Origin of the sequence: Paenibacillus sp. TAB_01 (assembly GCF_043945595.1) — a bacterium.
Taxonomy (GTDB): Bacteria; Bacillota; Bacilli; order Paenibacillales; family NBRC-103111; genus Paenibacillus_S.
The window spans coordinates 2,231,648-2,247,753 of the sequence record NZ_JBIFNP010000001.1 but is presented as its reverse complement, the minus strand read 5'-3'; the positions used below and the strand labels follow the sequence as shown (position 1 = coordinate 2,247,753).

Genomic DNA, 16,106 nt, shown 5'->3' with positions numbered 1-16,106 from the left:
ATGTTGATTTAATCTGTCTCAAGCAATAATAACTTATGTTCAAATCCGCCCCGCTCTTCTCTCTTCTCTAACCTTACCTTTTCAAAATCCTTTAGGCTTACTCCTTTGTTATCTAGGACAGCATATACAAGTTCCACCAAGTCTGCAAGTTCTTCAATTTGGTCCTCTTCATCAGCCTCCAGATATTCGTTCAGTTCTTCTTGTAACTTCTCATTAAGTTTCTCGACGTATTCCTGATCGCTCAGCTTTCGAATTGAATATGTAACCCCTTTTGCATCCATAACTTGGGGAATTTTATCACGGATGAGTTTATTATAGATTTTCATTTTCCTCACCTATCCCTGGCATGAAATCCAGAATTTCCGTACCGGATTATTTTGAATTGCAAATTCAAGTTTGTATATATGTTTGTCCTTATTTATTCCAGATGCTCATAGCTGATTAAGCGGCCTCAGCTTCTTTTCCTCCAGTTCTATAATTACACTCTCAGAAGGGATGACATTCGATTTACTGTTATTACAGTTTAGGTGATCATATACTATCATCGGAGTAAATAGGACTAGGGAACAACATAATCTATTGAAGGCGTCTCGTTGGACTTGCCCAAAGGTTTACGTGGGATCTCATCTTCCTCTAGGATCCTAACTTTACGTGCTCCGTTGACCTCTTTTCCTCAACCACCGCACTAACACTCCCCCTTCCATCTCACCAAATAAATAAAATGCTCCATATCCATACCATTATAATGCTTCACAAAAGTGCCTGCTCTGTGCATCCCGGCTTTTTCGGCCACGCGCATGGAAGATGGATTGGATGTCCTCACGAAGGCATAAGCTTCGTTTACCCCTAGTTGCTCCTTCGCGTAATCTAACCAGGCCTTCGCGCCTTCCAGCGCATAGCCTTGATTCCAGAACCGTTTCTTCAGCATGTAGCAAACCTCCAGTACGCGATTCCCCTGAAAGTCGCTGTAATGCAGTCCTATCTGGCCGACAATTTCCTCTGTATCCTTAGAGGCCGCCGCAAAATAGCCGACACCGTCCCGATGGTAATACTCAAGCTGCCGGTCTATCCACTCTATTATCTGCTCCCGTGTAAAAGTATGCTCCCAGGCGTACATGACCTCGGGATCTGTGAGCATTTCTGCCAGATCGTCATAATCTTCTATGCCGATTCTTCGAAACTTGAGCCGCTCGCTTTCATAAATATAGACTGGGTTGTTCACTCTCCTTCTCAACTTTCAGATATGATAATCGATTCAATGATTACTTTCTCAGCCGGCTGACTTTCCTCGCCCGTTATCTTGCTTCTTTCCACCCTCGTATCTGCGATCTTCAAAACCGTATCCATGCCGTCAGTAACCCTGCCGAAAATCGTATAATTCGGGAATTGATCCAAGCTCTTGCTATCTTCCCCCGTACAAATAAAAAACTGGCTGCCGTTGGTATCGGGGCCTGCGTTAGCCATCGCTACAATGCCGGGCTCATACGTATACTGCGAGCTTAGTTCATCTTCGAACTGATACCCCGGACCGCCTGTGCCGGTGCCTGTAGGATCTCCGGTTTGAACCATAAAGGTCTTAATAATCCGATGGAATACGATATCGTCATAAAACCCTTCCCTCGCAAGAAACACAAAATTGTTGACTGTTTTGGGCGCCGCTTTAGCATAAAGCTCAACTGTAAAATCACCTTTGTTCGTCTTGAAGCGCGCTTGATACGACTTATTCACATCAATCGTCATTTCCGGCGGATTGGCGTACTGTTTTTTGCCGGCCTCTTCTTTCACAACAGCACTATTATCGATCTCGACCCGCTGCTCCGTTCGTTTATCGTTTAGGGCCGCGGAACTGTCATTGCTTGTACTAATAAAGTGCAGAGAAGCAGCCAGAAGCAAAAATAGGCCTAGTATACCTGAACTCATGCTTGTATCTCTCCTTTTATAAAAGTTTAATAACAAAATAACAAAATTCGCCAAAAAAGTATATATAGAGAACGGCCAAGCTAAACCGCCCGCTCCGGAATTTCCTAATTATTTATGGGCAAATTAAACATAAAAATCCGCCTCAATTGCAAGGAGATCCATCGTGGACAACGAAAAAGCTAAAATAGCCAAGCTTATCGACGAAAATACGGAACAAATTCAGCAGCTAATCCACCAAAAAATAAAAATCTGGTTCCGAACACGTGGTGTTCTCCTCTTATTGGTGGCTCGCCTTTTGCTTGTCCATTATTCCTTGGATCCTATGGATTGTATTTAGAAAAAAGCAAAGCTCCGACCGGTTGATGCATGCCGGACTGTTCGTGATGATTACCGCGCTCGTATTGGATGTTTTAGGCGACCAGTTCGGTTTTTGGTACTACCGATTTAACTTAATTCCGATCCTGCCCACCTACTTTCCCTGGGACTTGACTCTAATGCCCGTCACCATTATGTTTTTGCTTCAAATTAAACCGAAAGCAAGTCCTTTTATAAAAGCCGTCATCTTCGGATTGTTAACCTCGTATATCGGCGAACCGATCTTTCATTGGCTTGGCATCTATGTTACGAAAAACTGGAAATATACCTATTCCGTTCCGATTCAAATCCTGATTTATTTGATAGCTTATTACTTTACTAAAAGGGAGCGTTACAATAAATTGCAATGACCGTTTGCCAAAAGTATGGCTTAAAGAATCCTCCTGCCGCAAATGTGAGATATTAATGCAGAAGGAGGTGACACGATGACAACGGCTATAGAAGCTTTAAAAAGTGTGTTCGAAACCTTTATGGACGATGAACCGAAGCCGCCTTTACATATCGGCGAAGCGATGGCATGCTGGACTTATCTGGCTATTCTCAACGAGGCCTCCCGCTATCTTGAGATCGCTCTGAATACGACGACCGACAGAGACCTGTCTCAATCATTAGTCGATTCGAGAGATCAGTGTCAGTCTGAATCCAGGCAGTTAACGGACTTCATGAGACACGAAGGCCTCTCTTTACCGCCGACATCGGAAGCGAAGCCGAAGTCGGAACCCGACGATATTCCGATCGGCGTCAAAATGACGGACGATGAAATCGCCAACGGATCAAGCATCAAAACCGTTGCGGCCATCCTCCACTGCGCGGCATCCGCTTCCGAATCCATCCGCAGCGATGTCGGTATGATGTTTACACAGTTTCAGGCCGAGAAGCTCAAATATGGCGCTACGCTCAAAGCTCTGATGAAAAAACGGAGCTGGCTCAAGTCGCCTCCGTACTATAACCCGCCAGGATTGCCGAAATCCTGATCTGAATGGCCACGGTAAAAGATTGCCGGCGGCCATTTTTCAACGTTCAGCCCGTCCGTGTATTTCTTGGCAGCGCATGGTCAATGCTAACCGCTGAGGTGATAAACAATGGAGAACCAGCATGATGAAGAGCCTACCATCGCCCCAGGTATGAACACCCACGATGGTCTGGAAGAAAAAGCAACAGAGGAAGAAAAGAGTCAAGGCGATTACACTTCCGTCACACGCCTCTTCCTCGATCGTACCCCGGAGGACTAAGCGTCCTCCTTTATCCCCCCAAGATTGAATTACCTCTCTTCCCACGGCATGACATCCATACTGCACGAAGCGCCTTTACTCCCGTCCCCGTTTTGTATTATAATTAAACAAGAACATATGTTCTGTTTCTTGTATATCTCCAAATGCATCAGGGAACCATTGTTCTTACCCAGGTTGAATGGAGGGAGCCTTATGATTTCTGACAATCAGAAGGAACTCAGGCTGATTTGCGATTATTTCATCCTCCCCATCGTTATTACCATTGTCAACAAAAACCGATTAGAGCTGAAGGACTCCCCTTACACGCTCCGCTCGCTCTACACTGCCATTGCTTCAATCATTATCAACCGAATGCGGGCGGATCTCGAATCCGTGCGCGGCCAATTGAAGGAGCTCAACATCTCGGTAATTCATACTAAAGAACAGCAGGACGGTGACTGGGGCCGTTTTCCCTATCTCTATCAGGGACGGCGCCTTGAGTTTGTCATTCAGAAAGAAACGGCAAGGCAGGAGATCAAAGCCAGGCTAAAGCGGTATATGAAGGAAGCCTTGCGGTTTTCCTGTTCATAAGGAGGAGGAATTCAGGCTTTACAACCTGCAGCCCAAACCTTTACAATTTTAAATTATCGAAATTTGACTTGAAGGGCAGGCAGCGTTCCAGTGAAGAAACGACGAAGGAAACAGAAACCCCGCGGCATAACTATCGTTATCGCACTCCTGTTGTTGATCGCAGCCGCGCTGTACGAGAAGTATCATCCCTCTTACGATGCGGTCACCAACAGCGAAGCGGCCGTCCAATTGGTCTTTCCGGCGAACCGTTATCCCGAAACAGGAAAGCACATTAAAGAGGCCATCGCGGCCGGCGAATCTTCCATCTGTACCATCGACCGGGCCGGAGCCGAGGAGAACCGAAAAAAATCGCTGCACGATTATCCTACCCGCAAGGGGTATGACCGTGACGAATGGCCGATGGCCATGTGCGACGAGGGCGGCTCCGGCGCAGATATCCGATACATAACGCCGTCCGATAACCGCGGAGCCGGCAGCTGGGTCAGCAATCAGCTGGACGCTTATCCCGACGGCACAAGAGTCCAGTTTTTAGTGAAATAAGAGTAAGAATGGACTGGCCGCAGCCCGTCCCATATGACTTTTCAGCCTATTAGCTTGGACACTGTTCGCATTTGAGCATTAATAATCTCATTTCATGCACATACTGATAAGTATTGCTATGTTTCACTTAAATCTCATGGGATTGGGGAGTGAACGAAATGGCATTTAAAATTTGCTCAAATTGCAACGAAAGAGTAGAAGAAGACTGGTTATTGTGCAAGTACTGCAATGTGCCTGTCAAGAACAACACCACGGACGCTTCCGCTCTGACGGCCGAGAAGCCCGCAAACAACGCTTCCAAAATTATTTTCGGCATCATCGCTTTGGTCATTGTCATTCTTATTTTGTTTGCGCTTTTAAAATAAACTCGAATTCGAATATCCCTTTTATTGGAGAAGGATGCCGTCCTTCTCTTTTTTTTGCCTGCAGATTCAACGTATTCCGGCCTGCCGCTCCCGCCCATGTTGTTTATACATGTATAGATTCAATTCCCACAGGAAAATGTAATCTTAATCATGTTTAACTACAGCTTTGGAGGAGAGCCCATGGGATTTCGCTGGACCAAACTAACGCTTACCGCATCCGTCTTGTCTTTGCTCCTGTACCCGATCGAAACGGCGGCCGCCCCCAAAAAAGATCGCGCCTACTACGAAAACCGGGGCGAGGTCGTGTGGGAAGTGCCGACGGAGGAGAAAATTATCGCGCTGACCTTTGACGACGGTCCTCATCCGGAGCATACGGCTCTAATTCTTGATCTGCTCAAGCAGTACGATGCCAAGGCGACGTTTTTCGTTGTCGGCAACAAAGTAGCCCGCTTTCCCGAGCTGCTCAAACGAGAGGTGGCCGAAGGGCACGAGCTGGCCAATCACACCTACACGCACGCCTACTTGAGCCGAAACTTGAACATCAAGAAGGAAATCAATCAAACGGAAGAGCTGATCTACGGCATTACCGGGCAAAAATGCCACTTATTCCGTCCGCCGGGCGGTATTTTTAATGAACGGCTTATTGCTGTCGCCAAGGAGGAGGGCTATAAAGTAGTGCTGTGGTCCTGGCATCAGGATACGAAGGATTGGAGAACGCCCGGGGTCAGTAAAATAACGAGCCGGGTGCTGAACCATACGAAAAACGGAGATATCGTCCTGTTCCACGACTATATCGAAGGACGAACGCAAACCGTAGAGGCTTTGAAAATCATCCTTCCTGAATTGAAGCAGAGAGGATACCGGTTCGTCACCATTTCAGAGCTGCTCACATACAGCAAGGTCAATCCGGTCAAAAAATAAAGAGATTATGGCGTCCAAGGGGAGATGGTATGTACGGCTTCGGGTTTTACGCTACACTGTCATTAATCGTTCCCATCCTTTTGCTCGCAGGCATCGTCTTCTCCAAAATGCGGTCAAACCGAAGGATGCCGGCTCAGGACCATGCTCCCTTCGACCTCATCACAGGGCAAGCACCGGCGGAGTTCAGCGCAGAGATTCAAGAACGCGGAGAGGACACGGAGAAGCGAGCTGGCAACCAGCCTGCCGGAAGGAGCGAAAAAGGCCGCTGAGCGGCTTTTTTTCATGCCGCCCCCTCCACTTCCACTCTGCAGCCGCTTATTTCGTCTGTAAAAATTTCATCGTAAACATCGCAGCGACATCCTGCTTTTCCTTCAAGATGCCCAACTCCAGCAGCTGGTTTTGCAGCGTGATCCATCTTTCCTTCGACATATATCCGAGCCCGTGGGAAGCGGCGTCACCGGATACGATCAGGTCTTTTTAGGTCTTCGCCTCATTATCCAAGTTTTCAACCGGCAAATCCGGGTTATATTGATGGATCAGCGGGTTAACCGTCTGGTACTGTTCGTTGTAATATTCCCATCCCTTCTGACTCGCTTTAGCAACGGCCTCAACTACGTCCGGATGCTCGGCAATAAATTTTTCCGTCGTAAACAAGATGTTGGCATAATTCGCATAGCCCGAATCGGCGATTTTCAAATACGACACATCCACCCCCTGCTTTTTCAATACAAAAGGCTCGTTGGAAATGTAGCCTTGATTCAACGAATCCTTATCCGAAATAAAATTTGCCAGCTGGCCGGAATAGTTAATCTGGTTCACCTGATCCAGGTGATATTTGTTTTTGACAAACTCCCAATACATCACGCCGTTGCTCACAAACAGCTTCTTCCCGTTGAGATCCTCGAACTTGGAAATCGGATTCCCTTGATGGTAAATAAGCACCCGAGGGTCGACTTGAAACGTGGTCATCAGACCGACAACCGGAATGCCTTGTTCTCTCGCTTTCAAAATATCGTCGGCATAGCTGATGCCGAAATCCGCTTTACCGGATGAAACGATCTGCAGTGCTGAAATGCCGGGCACCGCCGGACTGAATCGTCATATCGATGCCGTTGTCCTTATAATAGCCCTGCTGGAGCGCCGCAAACAGCCCTCCGTCGTTTCCTTTGGCAAACCAGGCGGTAATCAGCTTGGCGGGGACTAGAGGCTTCGCAGCCGCATTACGCTCTCCTCCGGCTCCGGCTTCAGCTTCCTTCGATCCCGTTGCAGGGGCCGAAGAGGCACAGCCGGACACATAGCACAGCAGAAGGGCAATCGTTAAGCCGTACACCGCTTTTTTTCTCGTTTTCGTTTTTCTCCACATACAACAGGCTCCTCTCTATCTGTAAAACAGCTCTCTATCCACTATATATTTATGTTATGTACATGTAAATATATTTTACATCATTTCTTGTGAACAATGAAATTGAACGGTATGCGGTGCAGCTATCCACATAAAAAAGCACCTTAACCTGACGTATCAGATTAAGGTGATGTGATGTATAACGATTATGTTTTTCCGTTAGCCTTCAATCGGAACCATCTGAGTGGAAATGGCAATCCGGTTCCAGCAGTTAATCGTATTGATCGCCATCAGCAGCGTGACATATTCTTTGTCGCTCACGTGCTTACGCACGTTATCATAGATCTCCTGGGGCACGCCCGCGTCAGAAATCCGGGTCACCGCTTCGGTCAATGCCAATACCGCCCGCTCCTTCTCCGTGTAGAAAGGAACCTCGTGCCAGACGCTGAGCAGGTACAGCCGCTGCTCCGATTCGCCCAGCTTGCGGGCATCCCGCGTATGCATATCGAGACAAAAGGCGCAGCCGTTTATTTGGGAAGCGCGGATTTTGATCAGCTCGTACAAGTGCTTATCGATTCCTGTTCCTGCCATAAACTGTTCCAGCTTCAGCATCGTCTGAAAAGCCTCCGGGTAAACGCTCCTGTAATCCATTCTTGGTTCCATATCGATCTCTCCTCGTCTAGTTTCTGTCTTTCCATAACTAAGACAATTGGCGAAGAGATTTTGTGACCGTCATGGCCCTTTCAGCAAAAAATAAATCAGGAGCGCAGCCGCTGCAGCTTATCCGGATTGGTAATAAGATAAATCGTCTTCCAGCGGGACGTCCCGCCGTCGGCCCAGCCGAAGCATACAGCTGCCTGCAGGATGCCGTCCCGGACCAGAAGCAGGCCTGCTTCCCCATTGATCCGGGCCGGCCGCAGCTCGCCTTGGAACGAGCCTTTGCCGCTTATCCCTTCCAGGAAAGCCAGAACACGGTCCCTGCCGAGGATAGGACGGATCGCCGCGCGCACCTTGCCTCCGCCGTCGGACACCAGCACCGCGTCATCCACCAGCAGATGGATGAAGGGCTGAAAATCCCCCGTTCTCGACGCCTGGAGAAAGGCCGCCACAAGCGGCGATGCGTCGGCAGGCGTCACGGAAGACACGGCCTTCAGCCTATCCGATCCCGGCTCCGGCGCTAATTTCGGCTGGAGCCGGCTGTATATTTTCCGGCAGCCCGCCTCCGTCTTCCCCAGTATCCCGGCGATTTCCTTATAGTCGTAAGCCAGCACCTCGCGCAGCACAAACACCGCCCGCTCGACAGGCGAAAGCTGTTGAAGCATCACCAGCACGGCATAAGAAACGGTCTCCTCCCGCACAGCGCGTTCCTCGGGCGTCATCATCGTCGGCACGGAGAACACGTCACCGATATCCGGCTCGGGCAGCCATGGCCCCACGTACACTTCTCTTTGCCGAGCCGCTGACTTCAGCACATTCAAGCAGCGGTTCGTCACCATTTTGACGAGGTAAGCCTTCATATGACGCACGTCTCCGGCAGGAGTCCGCTGCATTGCGGCGAAAACGTCCTGCACCATGTCCTCCGCATCCGTAATCGAGCCAAGCATCCGGTAGGCGATCGATTGCAGCAGCGGCTTGTAAGCCGCATAAAGCTCTTCCAGTTCCGCTTCCATACTAATAGCTGATCAGCGATGCCATGAGCAGCCCAGAAGCCAGGCTCAGACAAAAGGAGAACTGCCCCACGGATACGTTGCCGTTCGGAATCTCCGCCAGCACCTTAAACGGTGTCAGCAGCTCGAATAAATAGAACACGATGACTTGGAAGGCAATGCCGAGCAGTCCCCAGACGATCAAATCGACCAGGCCTACCGAGTGGTACACCGCTGAAGCCAGCACCAGCGTCTGACCCAATATTTTCCCGCCCAGATCGTAAGCCGCGGCACGGGCCGCCCCTACTTTGACGGGGTCGGTCACATTCGAACCTTCCCGAATCATTTTGAACTCGCTGTAAGGCGTCGTCCAGGCAAAAAATAAAATGCCCAGTCCCAGCATCGGAGCGGTAATCCCCAAATAAATTAAAAAATTAACGATAGCGTCAAGCTGTGTCACCCGTTCTCCCCCTCTTTATTTATCTTCACAGCGTATGGGCACAAAATAGGCGTTATTGTCCGTAATCCGCCCGCCCAAGCGGGCTGCGACGGCAGACGGCCTGCCTCCCATCACAAAGGCCCCCCATAAAAGGTGTCCTTCCTTCTCCCCCCGGAGCGTCTCGACCTGAATCCGTTCCAGCTCCGCAAACTGCTGGTACACCATCGGCTGCTCCCAATAATATTCTCCCTCATCCTTAACGGAACAAGCGCCCTCCCGGTCAAAAATAGCGACTCCGCCGCCTTCCCTGCCGTAAATCGGCTTCGTGACATAAGAAGAGCTGCCTATAAATTTGTTGTCCAAATAGGTCGGCAGCATATAGATACCGATCAACTCGTGCTCTTCCGCCGTATAAAATTCCCCCGCCTCATGCAGTCCCCAGACCAGCGCCTGAAACGCTTTGCTCTGCGCTATAAAAGCTTCGGGCGGATTAATGATCGCCGTCTTCCGCCGTGCGATCAGATCCAGAAGATGCTCCCCTGTCGGATACCCGTCGGTGTCCGTTTCATAGGCGATTTTCTCCAGCGCATGCAGCCGGTACAGCAGATCGATGGGCGTGTGCTCCTCCCCGTCCCAGGCGCATAGCGTATCCTCATAGACGCGCAGGTCGGCCAAATCGATGAATTGCCCGTTAAGCCCCGACTGCTTCAATAAATAACGCGTCGTGCCCGCGTCCTCCTCATGCCACTCAAGCGCCGTAAAATAAACGGACTCGCAAGCGCAGCCCTGCTCCCGGTAGTCGCGGACCACTTCCGAGAAGGCCTCCTCGATGTGGCGGCTGCATCCCTCATTCGGATTTTTGAACCCGTAATGCTCGCATACGATGCCGTTCACATAATAGGCCTCGACTACGGACGTGGGCGAATCGCTGTTGAACTCCAGCATCTTCAAGCCCTGCGGCGTGTTGGCAAAATCAAAGCGCCCCACCACCGTCGGGGCCTGCGAAGCCATCGTCAGCTTCACTGTCTCCAGCGCCGCCTCCGGGATGCCCAGCTGGAGCATCAGCTCGTCGTTATGCTGAACGATGCTCAAGGTCTTCTTGAAGATGCCCGCGAGCCCTGACGCCGCCTCCTGCAGCTGCCGGTGAAGCTCCCCGGGAAGCGTGATAACGGAAGCGAGCGCATACTCTTCCCCGTCGATGTGGTCCCATGTAAATATGCCTTCGGACTTCATTCGATCATAGATGGAAGCCCTGTTTTGACGATAGGTCAAAGCTCTTCAATCCTTTGTCGTATGTATTCATGATCCTGTCACATTGTTAGTATACCCCCTTCGGAGATGTTGGGCAATATTCCCATAGACGTTAAAGCGGAAACAGACCGCCTTCCGGCAGCCCGCTTCCGCTTCTCACAGCCTTATTTTTTGTTTTTGGCGTAGGACTCCTCGTACTCTTTAATCAGTTTGTCACCGCCTGCTTTGCGCCACGCGTCAACTGCTGCCTGCCAGCCCGCATCGTCGATTTTGCCGACAATGTACTTCGTCTCCGCGTCCGTGATCATCAGCTCCAGGTCTCTTCCGCGTTCGGAATACGTTTGGGACGTCAAATTCAGGGCAGGGTTAGCCACGGAGTATTTCAAACCGTCCGGCTCCATTTTCGTAGCTTTCATACCAAGCGGCGTATCTTTTACTACAGGCACGTTGTAGGTTTCGAAGTTCAAGAAGTTATCGCGGTAAGGCTTTACCTCGCGGTTAAATGCAGTGAAATCTACCCATTCTACCATGCCGTTGTCGACTTTCTTGTAGTGCGTGCCTTCAATACCGCGTTTTTGCAGTACGGACATTGGAGGATCGAACAATTTATCCATGAAGGTCAGAATGCGCTTCAGCTCGGCTTCGGTTTTGACGGACGACTTCGGAATGACCAGAATACCGTTGTTGCCTGTACCGCCGGCGATGCGGATGCCCTGCGGTTCCTTCCCACGGCGTAACGTCGATCACGGCCGAAGGGATATTTTTCACGATGCGGTCCTGCAGCCCCGTAGCATTCGTCGCTACGCTGTTGATTTTCATGCCGGCGCGGCCGGATTCAAACTGCTTCTCCAGCTCCGTAGAATCCAGCGCAGGGAAGTCTTGATTGATCAGCTTTTCCGCATACAGCTTTCTGAACAGCTTCAAGGTATCCATGAAAGGCTGCGTAACAAACTCCGGCGTAAACTTGCCGTTGTTGTCCACGCCCCAGCGGTTTGGAGCGCCTTGCGTCACCGCAAAGCGGGTCAAGGAAGAAGCCGTGCCGTCGTTATACTTCTTATCCAGCAGAAGGCCGTAGGTGTCGTTTTTCCCGTTTTTATCCGGATCGTTCAAAGTCATCGCTTTTAATACGTTGTACCATTCGTCGATGGTTTTGGGCACCTGCAGGCCGAGGTTATCCAGCAGATCCTTCCGGTATACAATCGCATTGCGGCCAATCTCGCGGAATTGAGGAATGCCGTAAATTTTGCCGTCTACCTTGATATTCTCATAATACTGCTGGTTTTGTGCGGATAAATTTTTATAATCCTTCAAATACGGCCCCAATTCCCAGAATTGGCCCGACTGCATAGCGCTGATCGAAGTAGGAATATAGTTGACTCTGAGAATTTTCGGCAGGCTCCCCGCCGCGATCATAACATTGACCTTCTCGTCATAGGTGGAGTTTGGCACCCACTGAATGTTCAGCTTCGTATTCGTATATTTCTCAATCTCCTGCTCGATGACGTTGCCCTTAGCCGGAATATCCCCGACCTGAGGAATAACGACCGACAGCTCCAATGGAGTCGTATCTTCTTTCGCCGCCGTTTTATTGTCGCCTGCCGGAGCGGTTTGGGCCGGCGTTTCTCCTCCGCAGCCTGCGAGTACGCCAGCCGCTACAGTAACGGCTCCTACAGCCGCGATCCATTTATTACGTTTCTTGTTCATTAGGCACTAACTCCTTTAATCATTATTTGCATGGGCGCTGTCCCCCATACGGACACGAGTCACACGCGTTTTTTGACAACGTTTTCATTTTTTCGTTTTTTACCTTGCCGTCTGATAAGGCTGCAGTCCCGGTATAATTTCCGATACCCCCTTCGACACGAAACCCCTCTCATGTAAGCGCATTTATTTTGTTGATTGGTTCATCCGAGAACCGATGCCCTCCGCTCGCAGAACCAGCTCCGCTTGCGATAAGCAAATTATACGTTGGCGTTCAAATAACAAACAATCGTCTTTATTTAACTTCCTCCCGAACCTCTGTTATGCCAGCAGCCGCGCGGTTTCCGCGGTTTTATGGCCCTTTGCGCGCAGACTGCGCAAACGCCCGCAGCAACAAAAACAGCGTACGCTCAGCGCACGCTGTTAATTTTAGAATATCGCATGTAACGCGTATTTTGCTCCCTCATTAGCTTGAGGTTCGTTCAAGGTTAGCTCGAGCTGGAGCCCGAGCTGCTGCCGATCCCTCCGTGTGACGAAGAACCGTGGGAAATGCCGGAGGAGCCGTCCGAGGCTCCCCCCGTGCTGGACGAGGAGCCTGAATGAAAGAAGCTCCGGGACGAAGTCGAGCTGCTTCCGCCTCCGTTATCGCAATACCCGTCCTTATTCTGGTCGACGCAGTTTGAATTGGCGCTCGTATTCGAGCATCCGGTTCCCGCTACCAGCGCAGCGGCTACAAACAGAGTAACCAGCTTATGCGTCTTGCCGTGTCTGTTCTGTTCCACTTTACCTTCCTCCCAAGAGCACGCCTTCGGCGCTGCCTGCTTCGAATGCTTGCACGGGATCTGCCTTCAGGCGATTCTCCGCCCGCATCAACGTTTCAAGTTAAGAGCCCTTTTCCGCGAAGACGGGCCTGCACCGGCTTTATCGCCCAGGCAAGCCCTCCCTGTCTCCGCTTCATCGAAATCATGCTCAGGTCATCTCCGCATAATAAACGAACGTCTCGCGCTCTTCATCGATTTCTACCGAGGTCCGGTACCATTCCTGGCCGTCCACGTACAAATAATTCGCCTGCAGATGAAGCATAGCCTCAAGGCTGTCCTGGAAGCTGAACGTATGCACGAGGCGATAATCAGCCCCCGTCTCCCGATACTCCCTAAGCTCCATACATAAACCGCCGGACACTCCCGGCGACGGTCGGTCCCAAGGCATAGCCTTCTCATCCTCCGCCGTCTTCACATAAATCACGTAACAGTCCGGCTCCACCGCGCAGGAAGTCTTCTCATAGACCGTCCCGTCCTTGATCAAATAATCGCAAGCGAACCGTAAAGCCGCTTCTTCGCGTTCGATAGCCTCGTAATAATACAATAGCGGCAGATCCCCGCCTTCTTCATATAAACGATATTCCAAGCGTGCCAAGCGCATGCCCCTTTCTCCCTTGTGGATAATACTCACCATGACTTGAACCGTGATGTATGTAATACGCGCAAGCCCGCCAAAAGATGCGTAGGCCGTTGTTCTCAATTTTGCAGAACGAGCCTCCGGCGGCAGGAAATAAATCCCACGCCAACTTCCAGAAAATTCACTTGCATAACGAACGTGTGTTCTGTATATAATAGAATACGAATACACGTTCGTATTATGGTGGTGTAGAAGATGACTGTTAACCCGAGACTCGAGACGGAAGAAGACGTTCAAATCGTGAAAGATCACACATTACTGCCCATTTTGCTGGATATGCTGGCAAGGGATATCGACGAGCTGGCCCTGCATCAAGGGAAAATTGTTTATTATCATGCGATTGCTTACCTGAAAGAAGTGGAGACATCGATTCATGAGGAGCTGTACCGGCTGAAGGGCCGGATGAGGAAGCAGAACATTCAGATTCTGCATACGGAAACGAACGCGCTGGGCATTGATGTGGAATACAAGGTTCGCGGCTATATCCATCATTTCAATATGTTACGAAGCCTGATCAAAGCGGAGCTGATGAACATGCTTATGAATGTACGGAGGCGAGCAGAATGAGCGGAACCCTAACCAACGAAAGGCACCATCTTTCTGGCGGACTGCCAGAGCTTTTACGCCAGCGTGGAGAAGGCCGAGCACCCGGGGCTGAGCGATAAGCCGGTCGTGGTAGCCGGAGACCCTGCGCTGCGCTCGGGCATTATTCTCGCAGCTTGTCCGGTCGCCAAAACATTCGGCGTCACCACGGCCGAACGGCTGGGCGAATCGCTGGCCAAGTGCCCGCAGCTTATCGTCATGCGCCCCCGGATGCAGCACTATATCGACGTTTCCCTCATGATTACACAAATTTACAAAGAATATACCGACCTTGTCGAAATATTTTCGATCGACGAACAGTTTCTGGATCTGTCCGGGAGCATGCGCATGCTCGGCGATCCCGAGTCGATTGCCCGGTTCGATTCAGCAGAAGGTACTCCGGCAAACCGGCGTCAAGGTGCGGATCGGCATCGGCTCCAATAAAGTATTGGCGAAGATCGCCACCGACATCTGGGCTAAAAAGAACGACAGCGGCATTTTCACCCTGCCGGTTTCGGATGTGCAGGAGCTGCTGTGGAAAGAGCCCGTCCATAAAATGTTCGGCGTCGGCTCCCGGATGACCGCTCATTTCGCCCGGCTCGGCATGCTGACCATCGGGGATATCGCCCGAACGCCGCTGACGCGGCTGAAAGAGCGGTTCCGGGCCCACTTCGGCAGGCAAAGCGATATTCACGCCGAGGTCATGTGGCGCACGGCGAACGGGCTCGATGACTCCCCCGTTACTCCGGGCACGTTCAATACGCCGCCGAAATCGATCGGCCACATGATGACGCTGCCCAGAGACTACGCGGAGTCCTCCGAGGTCAACACCATTTTGCTTGAGCTTGTAGAAGAGGTATGCCGCGACTGCCGGCGCAGCGGATATATGGGAGGCGTCGTTACCGTCAGCTGCATGTGCAGTCCGTTCGAGTCGCCGACCGGATTTTCCCGGCAGATGAAAATGCCTGATCCGACGAATCATACGAGCGCCGTGTATGAAGCAGTCAAGCTGCTGTTTTACCGCTACTGGGACCAAATGCCTGTACGCCGCGTAGGCGTCACGCTGAGCAGCCTGATAGACGACCGGGGCTATCAGCTGACGCTGTTTGAGGATCAGGTCAAGCTCAGAGCTCTGGATCAGGCTACCGACCGGATCAAAGAACGCTATGGCAGCGCGTCGATCGTCAGAGCCTCCTCGGTCACAGCTTCCGGACAGGCGCAAGTCAGATCACAGAAAATCGGGGGGCACTATAAATGAGCAAAAAGCTGGAAGGCAACGGATTATGGGAATCCAGCCGGATGATGCTGCCTCAGCATAAAGAGCAGGCCTTGTCGCTTCAGAACTCCAAGCCCTCTCTCAAGCGCGAGCCCCCGACGAAAAAAGAGCTGGAGCTGATGAAGGACTGTATCATCCTTCCCGTCGCCCTTCATATTGTAGAGAAAAACTGCAGAGAAATTGAGCTGTCGGGGCAGACGCTCAAGCTGCTGTACGCCGCCGCCGCGAAGGTGCTGGCCGGTCATATTCGCGATGAGCTGCAGCAGTCGAGAAAACGGCTGGCGGAACAAAGCATCCGGATGTTCGAGGAGGCCAAGGATGATACACAGCTCACTTACCGTTACGTGTGCCGAGGGTATGAGGATAAGCTGCTGCTGACCAAAGACTTTATGCGGGCCGAGATCAGCCTGAAGATCGGCAGGTACGCAAGAAGCCTGGCGGCAGCTATTCAAAAGGCGGCAAGGGATCGTTAATCCCCTGCCGCCGTC

At 51.0% G+C, this 16,106-nt stretch carries 20 protein-coding genes and 2 pseudogenes; 10 read left to right on the top strand and 12 right to left on the bottom strand.

Going from position 1 to position 16,106, the window contains the following annotated elements; translation table 11 throughout:
* Nucleotides 1–8: 8 nt before the first annotated feature.
* The 3 genes from ACHHV8_RS10835 to ACHHV8_RS10825 form a co-directional block, all read right to left on the bottom strand.
* Nucleotides 9–326 carry a pyrophosphohydrolase domain-containing protein gene (locus tag ACHHV8_RS10835; protein ID WP_395158279.1) on the bottom strand — a complete coding sequence of 106 codons (318 nt, stop codon included), beginning with the start codon at nt 324–326 and terminating at the stop codon, nt 9–11.
* 359 nt (nt 327–685) lie between these two features.
* On the bottom strand, nt 686–1,222 hold the full coding sequence (locus ACHHV8_RS10830; RefSeq protein WP_395158278.1) for a GNAT family N-acetyltransferase: 537 nt from the start codon (nt 1,220–1,222) through the stop codon (nt 686–688).
* Between the two features lie 8 nt (nt 1,223–1,230).
* A complete protein-coding gene (locus ACHHV8_RS10825; RefSeq protein ID WP_395158277.1) occupies nt 1,231–1,920 on the bottom strand; it encodes a peptidylprolyl isomerase in 690 nt (229 codons plus the stop codon).
* A gap of 299 nt (nt 1,921–2,219) precedes the next feature.
* On the opposite strand from ACHHV8_RS10825, the gene ACHHV8_RS10820 reads away from it, so the two are divergent.
* The 7 genes from ACHHV8_RS10820 (at nt 2,220) to ACHHV8_RS10790 (ending at nt 5,923) form a co-directional block, all read left to right on the top strand.
* The gene (locus ACHHV8_RS10820; RefSeq protein ID WP_395158276.1) at nt 2,220–2,645 is read left to right on the top strand and encodes a CBO0543 family protein; all 426 of its coding nucleotides are present in this window, start codon (nt 2,220–2,222) and stop codon (nt 2,643–2,645) included.
* A gap of 75 nt (nt 2,646–2,720) precedes the next feature.
* Nucleotides 2,721–3,269, top strand: coding sequence for a DUF3231 family protein (locus tag ACHHV8_RS10815; RefSeq protein ID WP_395158275.1), 549 nt, complete (start codon nt 2,721–2,723; stop codon nt 3,267–3,269).
* A 108-nt stretch (nt 3,270–3,377) separates the two neighbouring features.
* Entirely contained in the window at nt 3,378–3,527 is a 150-nt protein-coding gene (locus ACHHV8_RS10810) for a hypothetical protein (protein ID WP_395158274.1), read from the top strand.
* Between the two features lie 192 nt (nt 3,528–3,719).
* On the top strand, nt 3,720–4,097 hold the full coding sequence (locus tag ACHHV8_RS10805; protein WP_395158273.1) for a YhjD family protein: 378 nt from the start codon (nt 3,720–3,722) through the stop codon (nt 4,095–4,097).
* Between the two features lie 90 nt (nt 4,098–4,187).
* Entirely contained in the window at nt 4,188–4,637 is a 450-nt protein-coding gene (locus ACHHV8_RS10800; protein ID WP_395158272.1) for a NucA/NucB deoxyribonuclease domain-containing protein, read from the top strand.
* A 158-nt stretch (nt 4,638–4,795) separates the two neighbouring features.
* Nucleotides 4,796–5,002, top strand: coding sequence for a hypothetical protein (locus ACHHV8_RS10795; protein WP_395158271.1), 207 nt, complete (start codon nt 4,796–4,798; stop codon nt 5,000–5,002).
* Between the two features lie 180 nt (nt 5,003–5,182).
* Nucleotides 5,183–5,923 carry a polysaccharide deacetylase family protein gene (locus tag ACHHV8_RS10790; protein ID WP_395158270.1) on the top strand — a complete coding sequence of 247 codons (741 nt, stop codon included), beginning with the start codon at nt 5,183–5,185 and terminating at the stop codon, nt 5,921–5,923.
* A 477-nt stretch (nt 5,924–6,400) separates the two neighbouring features.
* Here the strand turns inward: ACHHV8_RS10790 and ACHHV8_RS10785 are convergent, their stop codons facing one another.
* The 9 genes and pseudogenes from ACHHV8_RS10785 to ACHHV8_RS10745 all read right to left on the bottom strand — a co-directional run bounded on the left by ACHHV8_RS10785 (nt 6,401) and on the right by ACHHV8_RS10745 (nt 13,718).
* Nucleotides 6,401–7,006 carry an ABC transporter substrate-binding protein gene (locus ACHHV8_RS10785; protein WP_395158269.1) on the bottom strand — a complete coding sequence of 202 codons (606 nt, stop codon included), beginning with the start codon at nt 7,004–7,006 and terminating at the stop codon, nt 6,401–6,403.
* Nucleotides 6,966–7,286 (bottom strand): hypothetical protein, encoded by a 321-nt coding sequence (locus ACHHV8_RS10780; RefSeq protein ID WP_395158268.1) that lies wholly within the window; start codon nt 7,284–7,286, stop codon nt 6,966–6,968. Before ACHHV8_RS10780 ends, ACHHV8_RS10785 begins: the two co-directional genes overlap by 41 nt.
* A gap of 198 nt (nt 7,287–7,484) precedes the next feature.
* Nucleotides 7,485–7,928: a carboxymuconolactone decarboxylase family protein gene (locus ACHHV8_RS10775; protein WP_395158267.1), complete on the bottom strand. Its 444-nt coding sequence runs from the start codon at nt 7,926–7,928 to the stop codon at nt 7,485–7,487.
* Nucleotides 7,929–8,023: 95 nt separating this feature from the next.
* Entirely contained in the window at nt 8,024–8,935 is a 912-nt protein-coding gene (gene sigJ, locus ACHHV8_RS10770) for an RNA polymerase sigma factor SigJ (RefSeq protein WP_395158266.1), read from the bottom strand.
* A gap of 1 nt (nt 8,936) precedes the next feature.
* Nucleotides 8,937–9,371: a DUF350 domain-containing protein gene (locus ACHHV8_RS10765; protein WP_395158265.1), complete on the bottom strand. Its 435-nt coding sequence runs from the start codon at nt 9,369–9,371 to the stop codon at nt 8,937–8,939.
* A gap of 15 nt (nt 9,372–9,386) precedes the next feature.
* Complete coding sequence (locus ACHHV8_RS10760) at nt 9,387–10,622, bottom strand: glutathionylspermidine synthase family protein (protein WP_395158264.1); 1,236 nt, start codon at nt 10,620–10,622, stop codon at nt 9,387–9,389.
* Between the two features lie 143 nt (nt 10,623–10,765).
* Nucleotides 10,766–12,305 (bottom strand): annotated as a pseudogene (locus ACHHV8_RS10755) (extracellular solute-binding protein).
* A 485-nt stretch (nt 12,306–12,790) separates the two neighbouring features.
* Complete coding sequence (locus ACHHV8_RS10750; protein ID WP_395158263.1) at nt 12,791–13,084, bottom strand: hypothetical protein; 294 nt, start codon at nt 13,082–13,084, stop codon at nt 12,791–12,793.
* A gap of 187 nt (nt 13,085–13,271) precedes the next feature.
* Nucleotides 13,272–13,718, bottom strand: coding sequence for a hypothetical protein (locus tag ACHHV8_RS10745; protein WP_395163469.1), 447 nt, complete (start codon nt 13,716–13,718; stop codon nt 13,272–13,274).
* 237 nt (nt 13,719–13,955) lie between these two features.
* On the opposite strand from ACHHV8_RS10745, the gene ACHHV8_RS10740 reads away from it, so the two are divergent.
* The 3 genes and pseudogenes from ACHHV8_RS10740 to ACHHV8_RS10730 all read left to right on the top strand — a co-directional run bounded on the left by ACHHV8_RS10740 (nt 13,956) and on the right by ACHHV8_RS10730 (nt 16,091).
* A complete protein-coding gene (locus tag ACHHV8_RS10740; RefSeq protein WP_395158262.1) occupies nt 13,956–14,327 on the top strand; it encodes a YhjD family protein in 372 nt (123 codons plus the stop codon).
* Nucleotides 14,328–14,354: 27 nt separating this feature from the next.
* A pseudogene (locus ACHHV8_RS10735) lies at nt 14,355–15,600 on the top strand (DNA polymerase IV).
* Entirely contained in the window at nt 15,597–16,091 is a 495-nt protein-coding gene (locus tag ACHHV8_RS10730) for a YhjD family protein (protein WP_395158261.1), read from the top strand. Before ACHHV8_RS10735 ends, ACHHV8_RS10730 begins: the two are co-directional and overlap by 4 nt.
* Nucleotides 16,092–16,106 lie beyond the last annotated feature (15 nt).

Coding starts and splice junctions, on each gene's coding strand:
- ACHHV8_RS10805 (WP_395158273.1), top strand. CDS start 3,720: ATGATTTCTGACAATCAGAAGGAACTCAGGCTGATTTGCGATTATTTC.
- ACHHV8_RS10775 (WP_395158267.1), bottom strand. CDS start 7,928: ATGGAACCAAGAATGGATTACAGGAGCGTTTACCCGGAGGCTTTTCAG.
- ACHHV8_RS10810 (WP_395158274.1), top strand. CDS start 3,378: ATGGAGAACCAGCATGATGAAGAGCCTACCATCGCCCCAGGTATGAAC.
- ACHHV8_RS10730 (WP_395158261.1), top strand. CDS start 15,597: ATGAGCAAAAAGCTGGAAGGCAACGGATTATGGGAATCCAGCCGGATG.
- ACHHV8_RS10790 (WP_395158270.1), top strand. CDS start 5,183: ATGGGATTTCGCTGGACCAAACTAACGCTTACCGCATCCGTCTTGTCT.
- ACHHV8_RS10835 (WP_395158279.1), bottom strand. CDS start 326: ATGAAAATCTATAATAAACTCATCCGTGATAAAATTCCCCAAGTTATG.
- ACHHV8_RS10740 (WP_395158262.1), top strand. CDS start 13,956: ATGACTGTTAACCCGAGACTCGAGACGGAAGAAGACGTTCAAATCGTG.
- ACHHV8_RS10795 (WP_395158271.1), top strand. CDS start 4,796: ATGGCATTTAAAATTTGCTCAAATTGCAACGAAAGAGTAGAAGAAGAC.
- ACHHV8_RS10815 (WP_395158275.1), top strand. CDS start 2,721: ATGACAACGGCTATAGAAGCTTTAAAAAGTGTGTTCGAAACCTTTATG.
- ACHHV8_RS10780 (WP_395158268.1), bottom strand. CDS start 7,286: ATGTGGAGAAAAACGAAAACGAGAAAAAAAGCGGTGTACGGCTTAACG.
- ACHHV8_RS10825 (WP_395158277.1), bottom strand. CDS start 1,920: ATGAGTTCAGGTATACTAGGCCTATTTTTGCTTCTGGCTGCTTCTCTG.
- sigJ (WP_395158266.1), bottom strand. CDS start 8,935: ATGGAAGCGGAACTGGAAGAGCTTTATGCGGCTTACAAGCCGCTGCTG.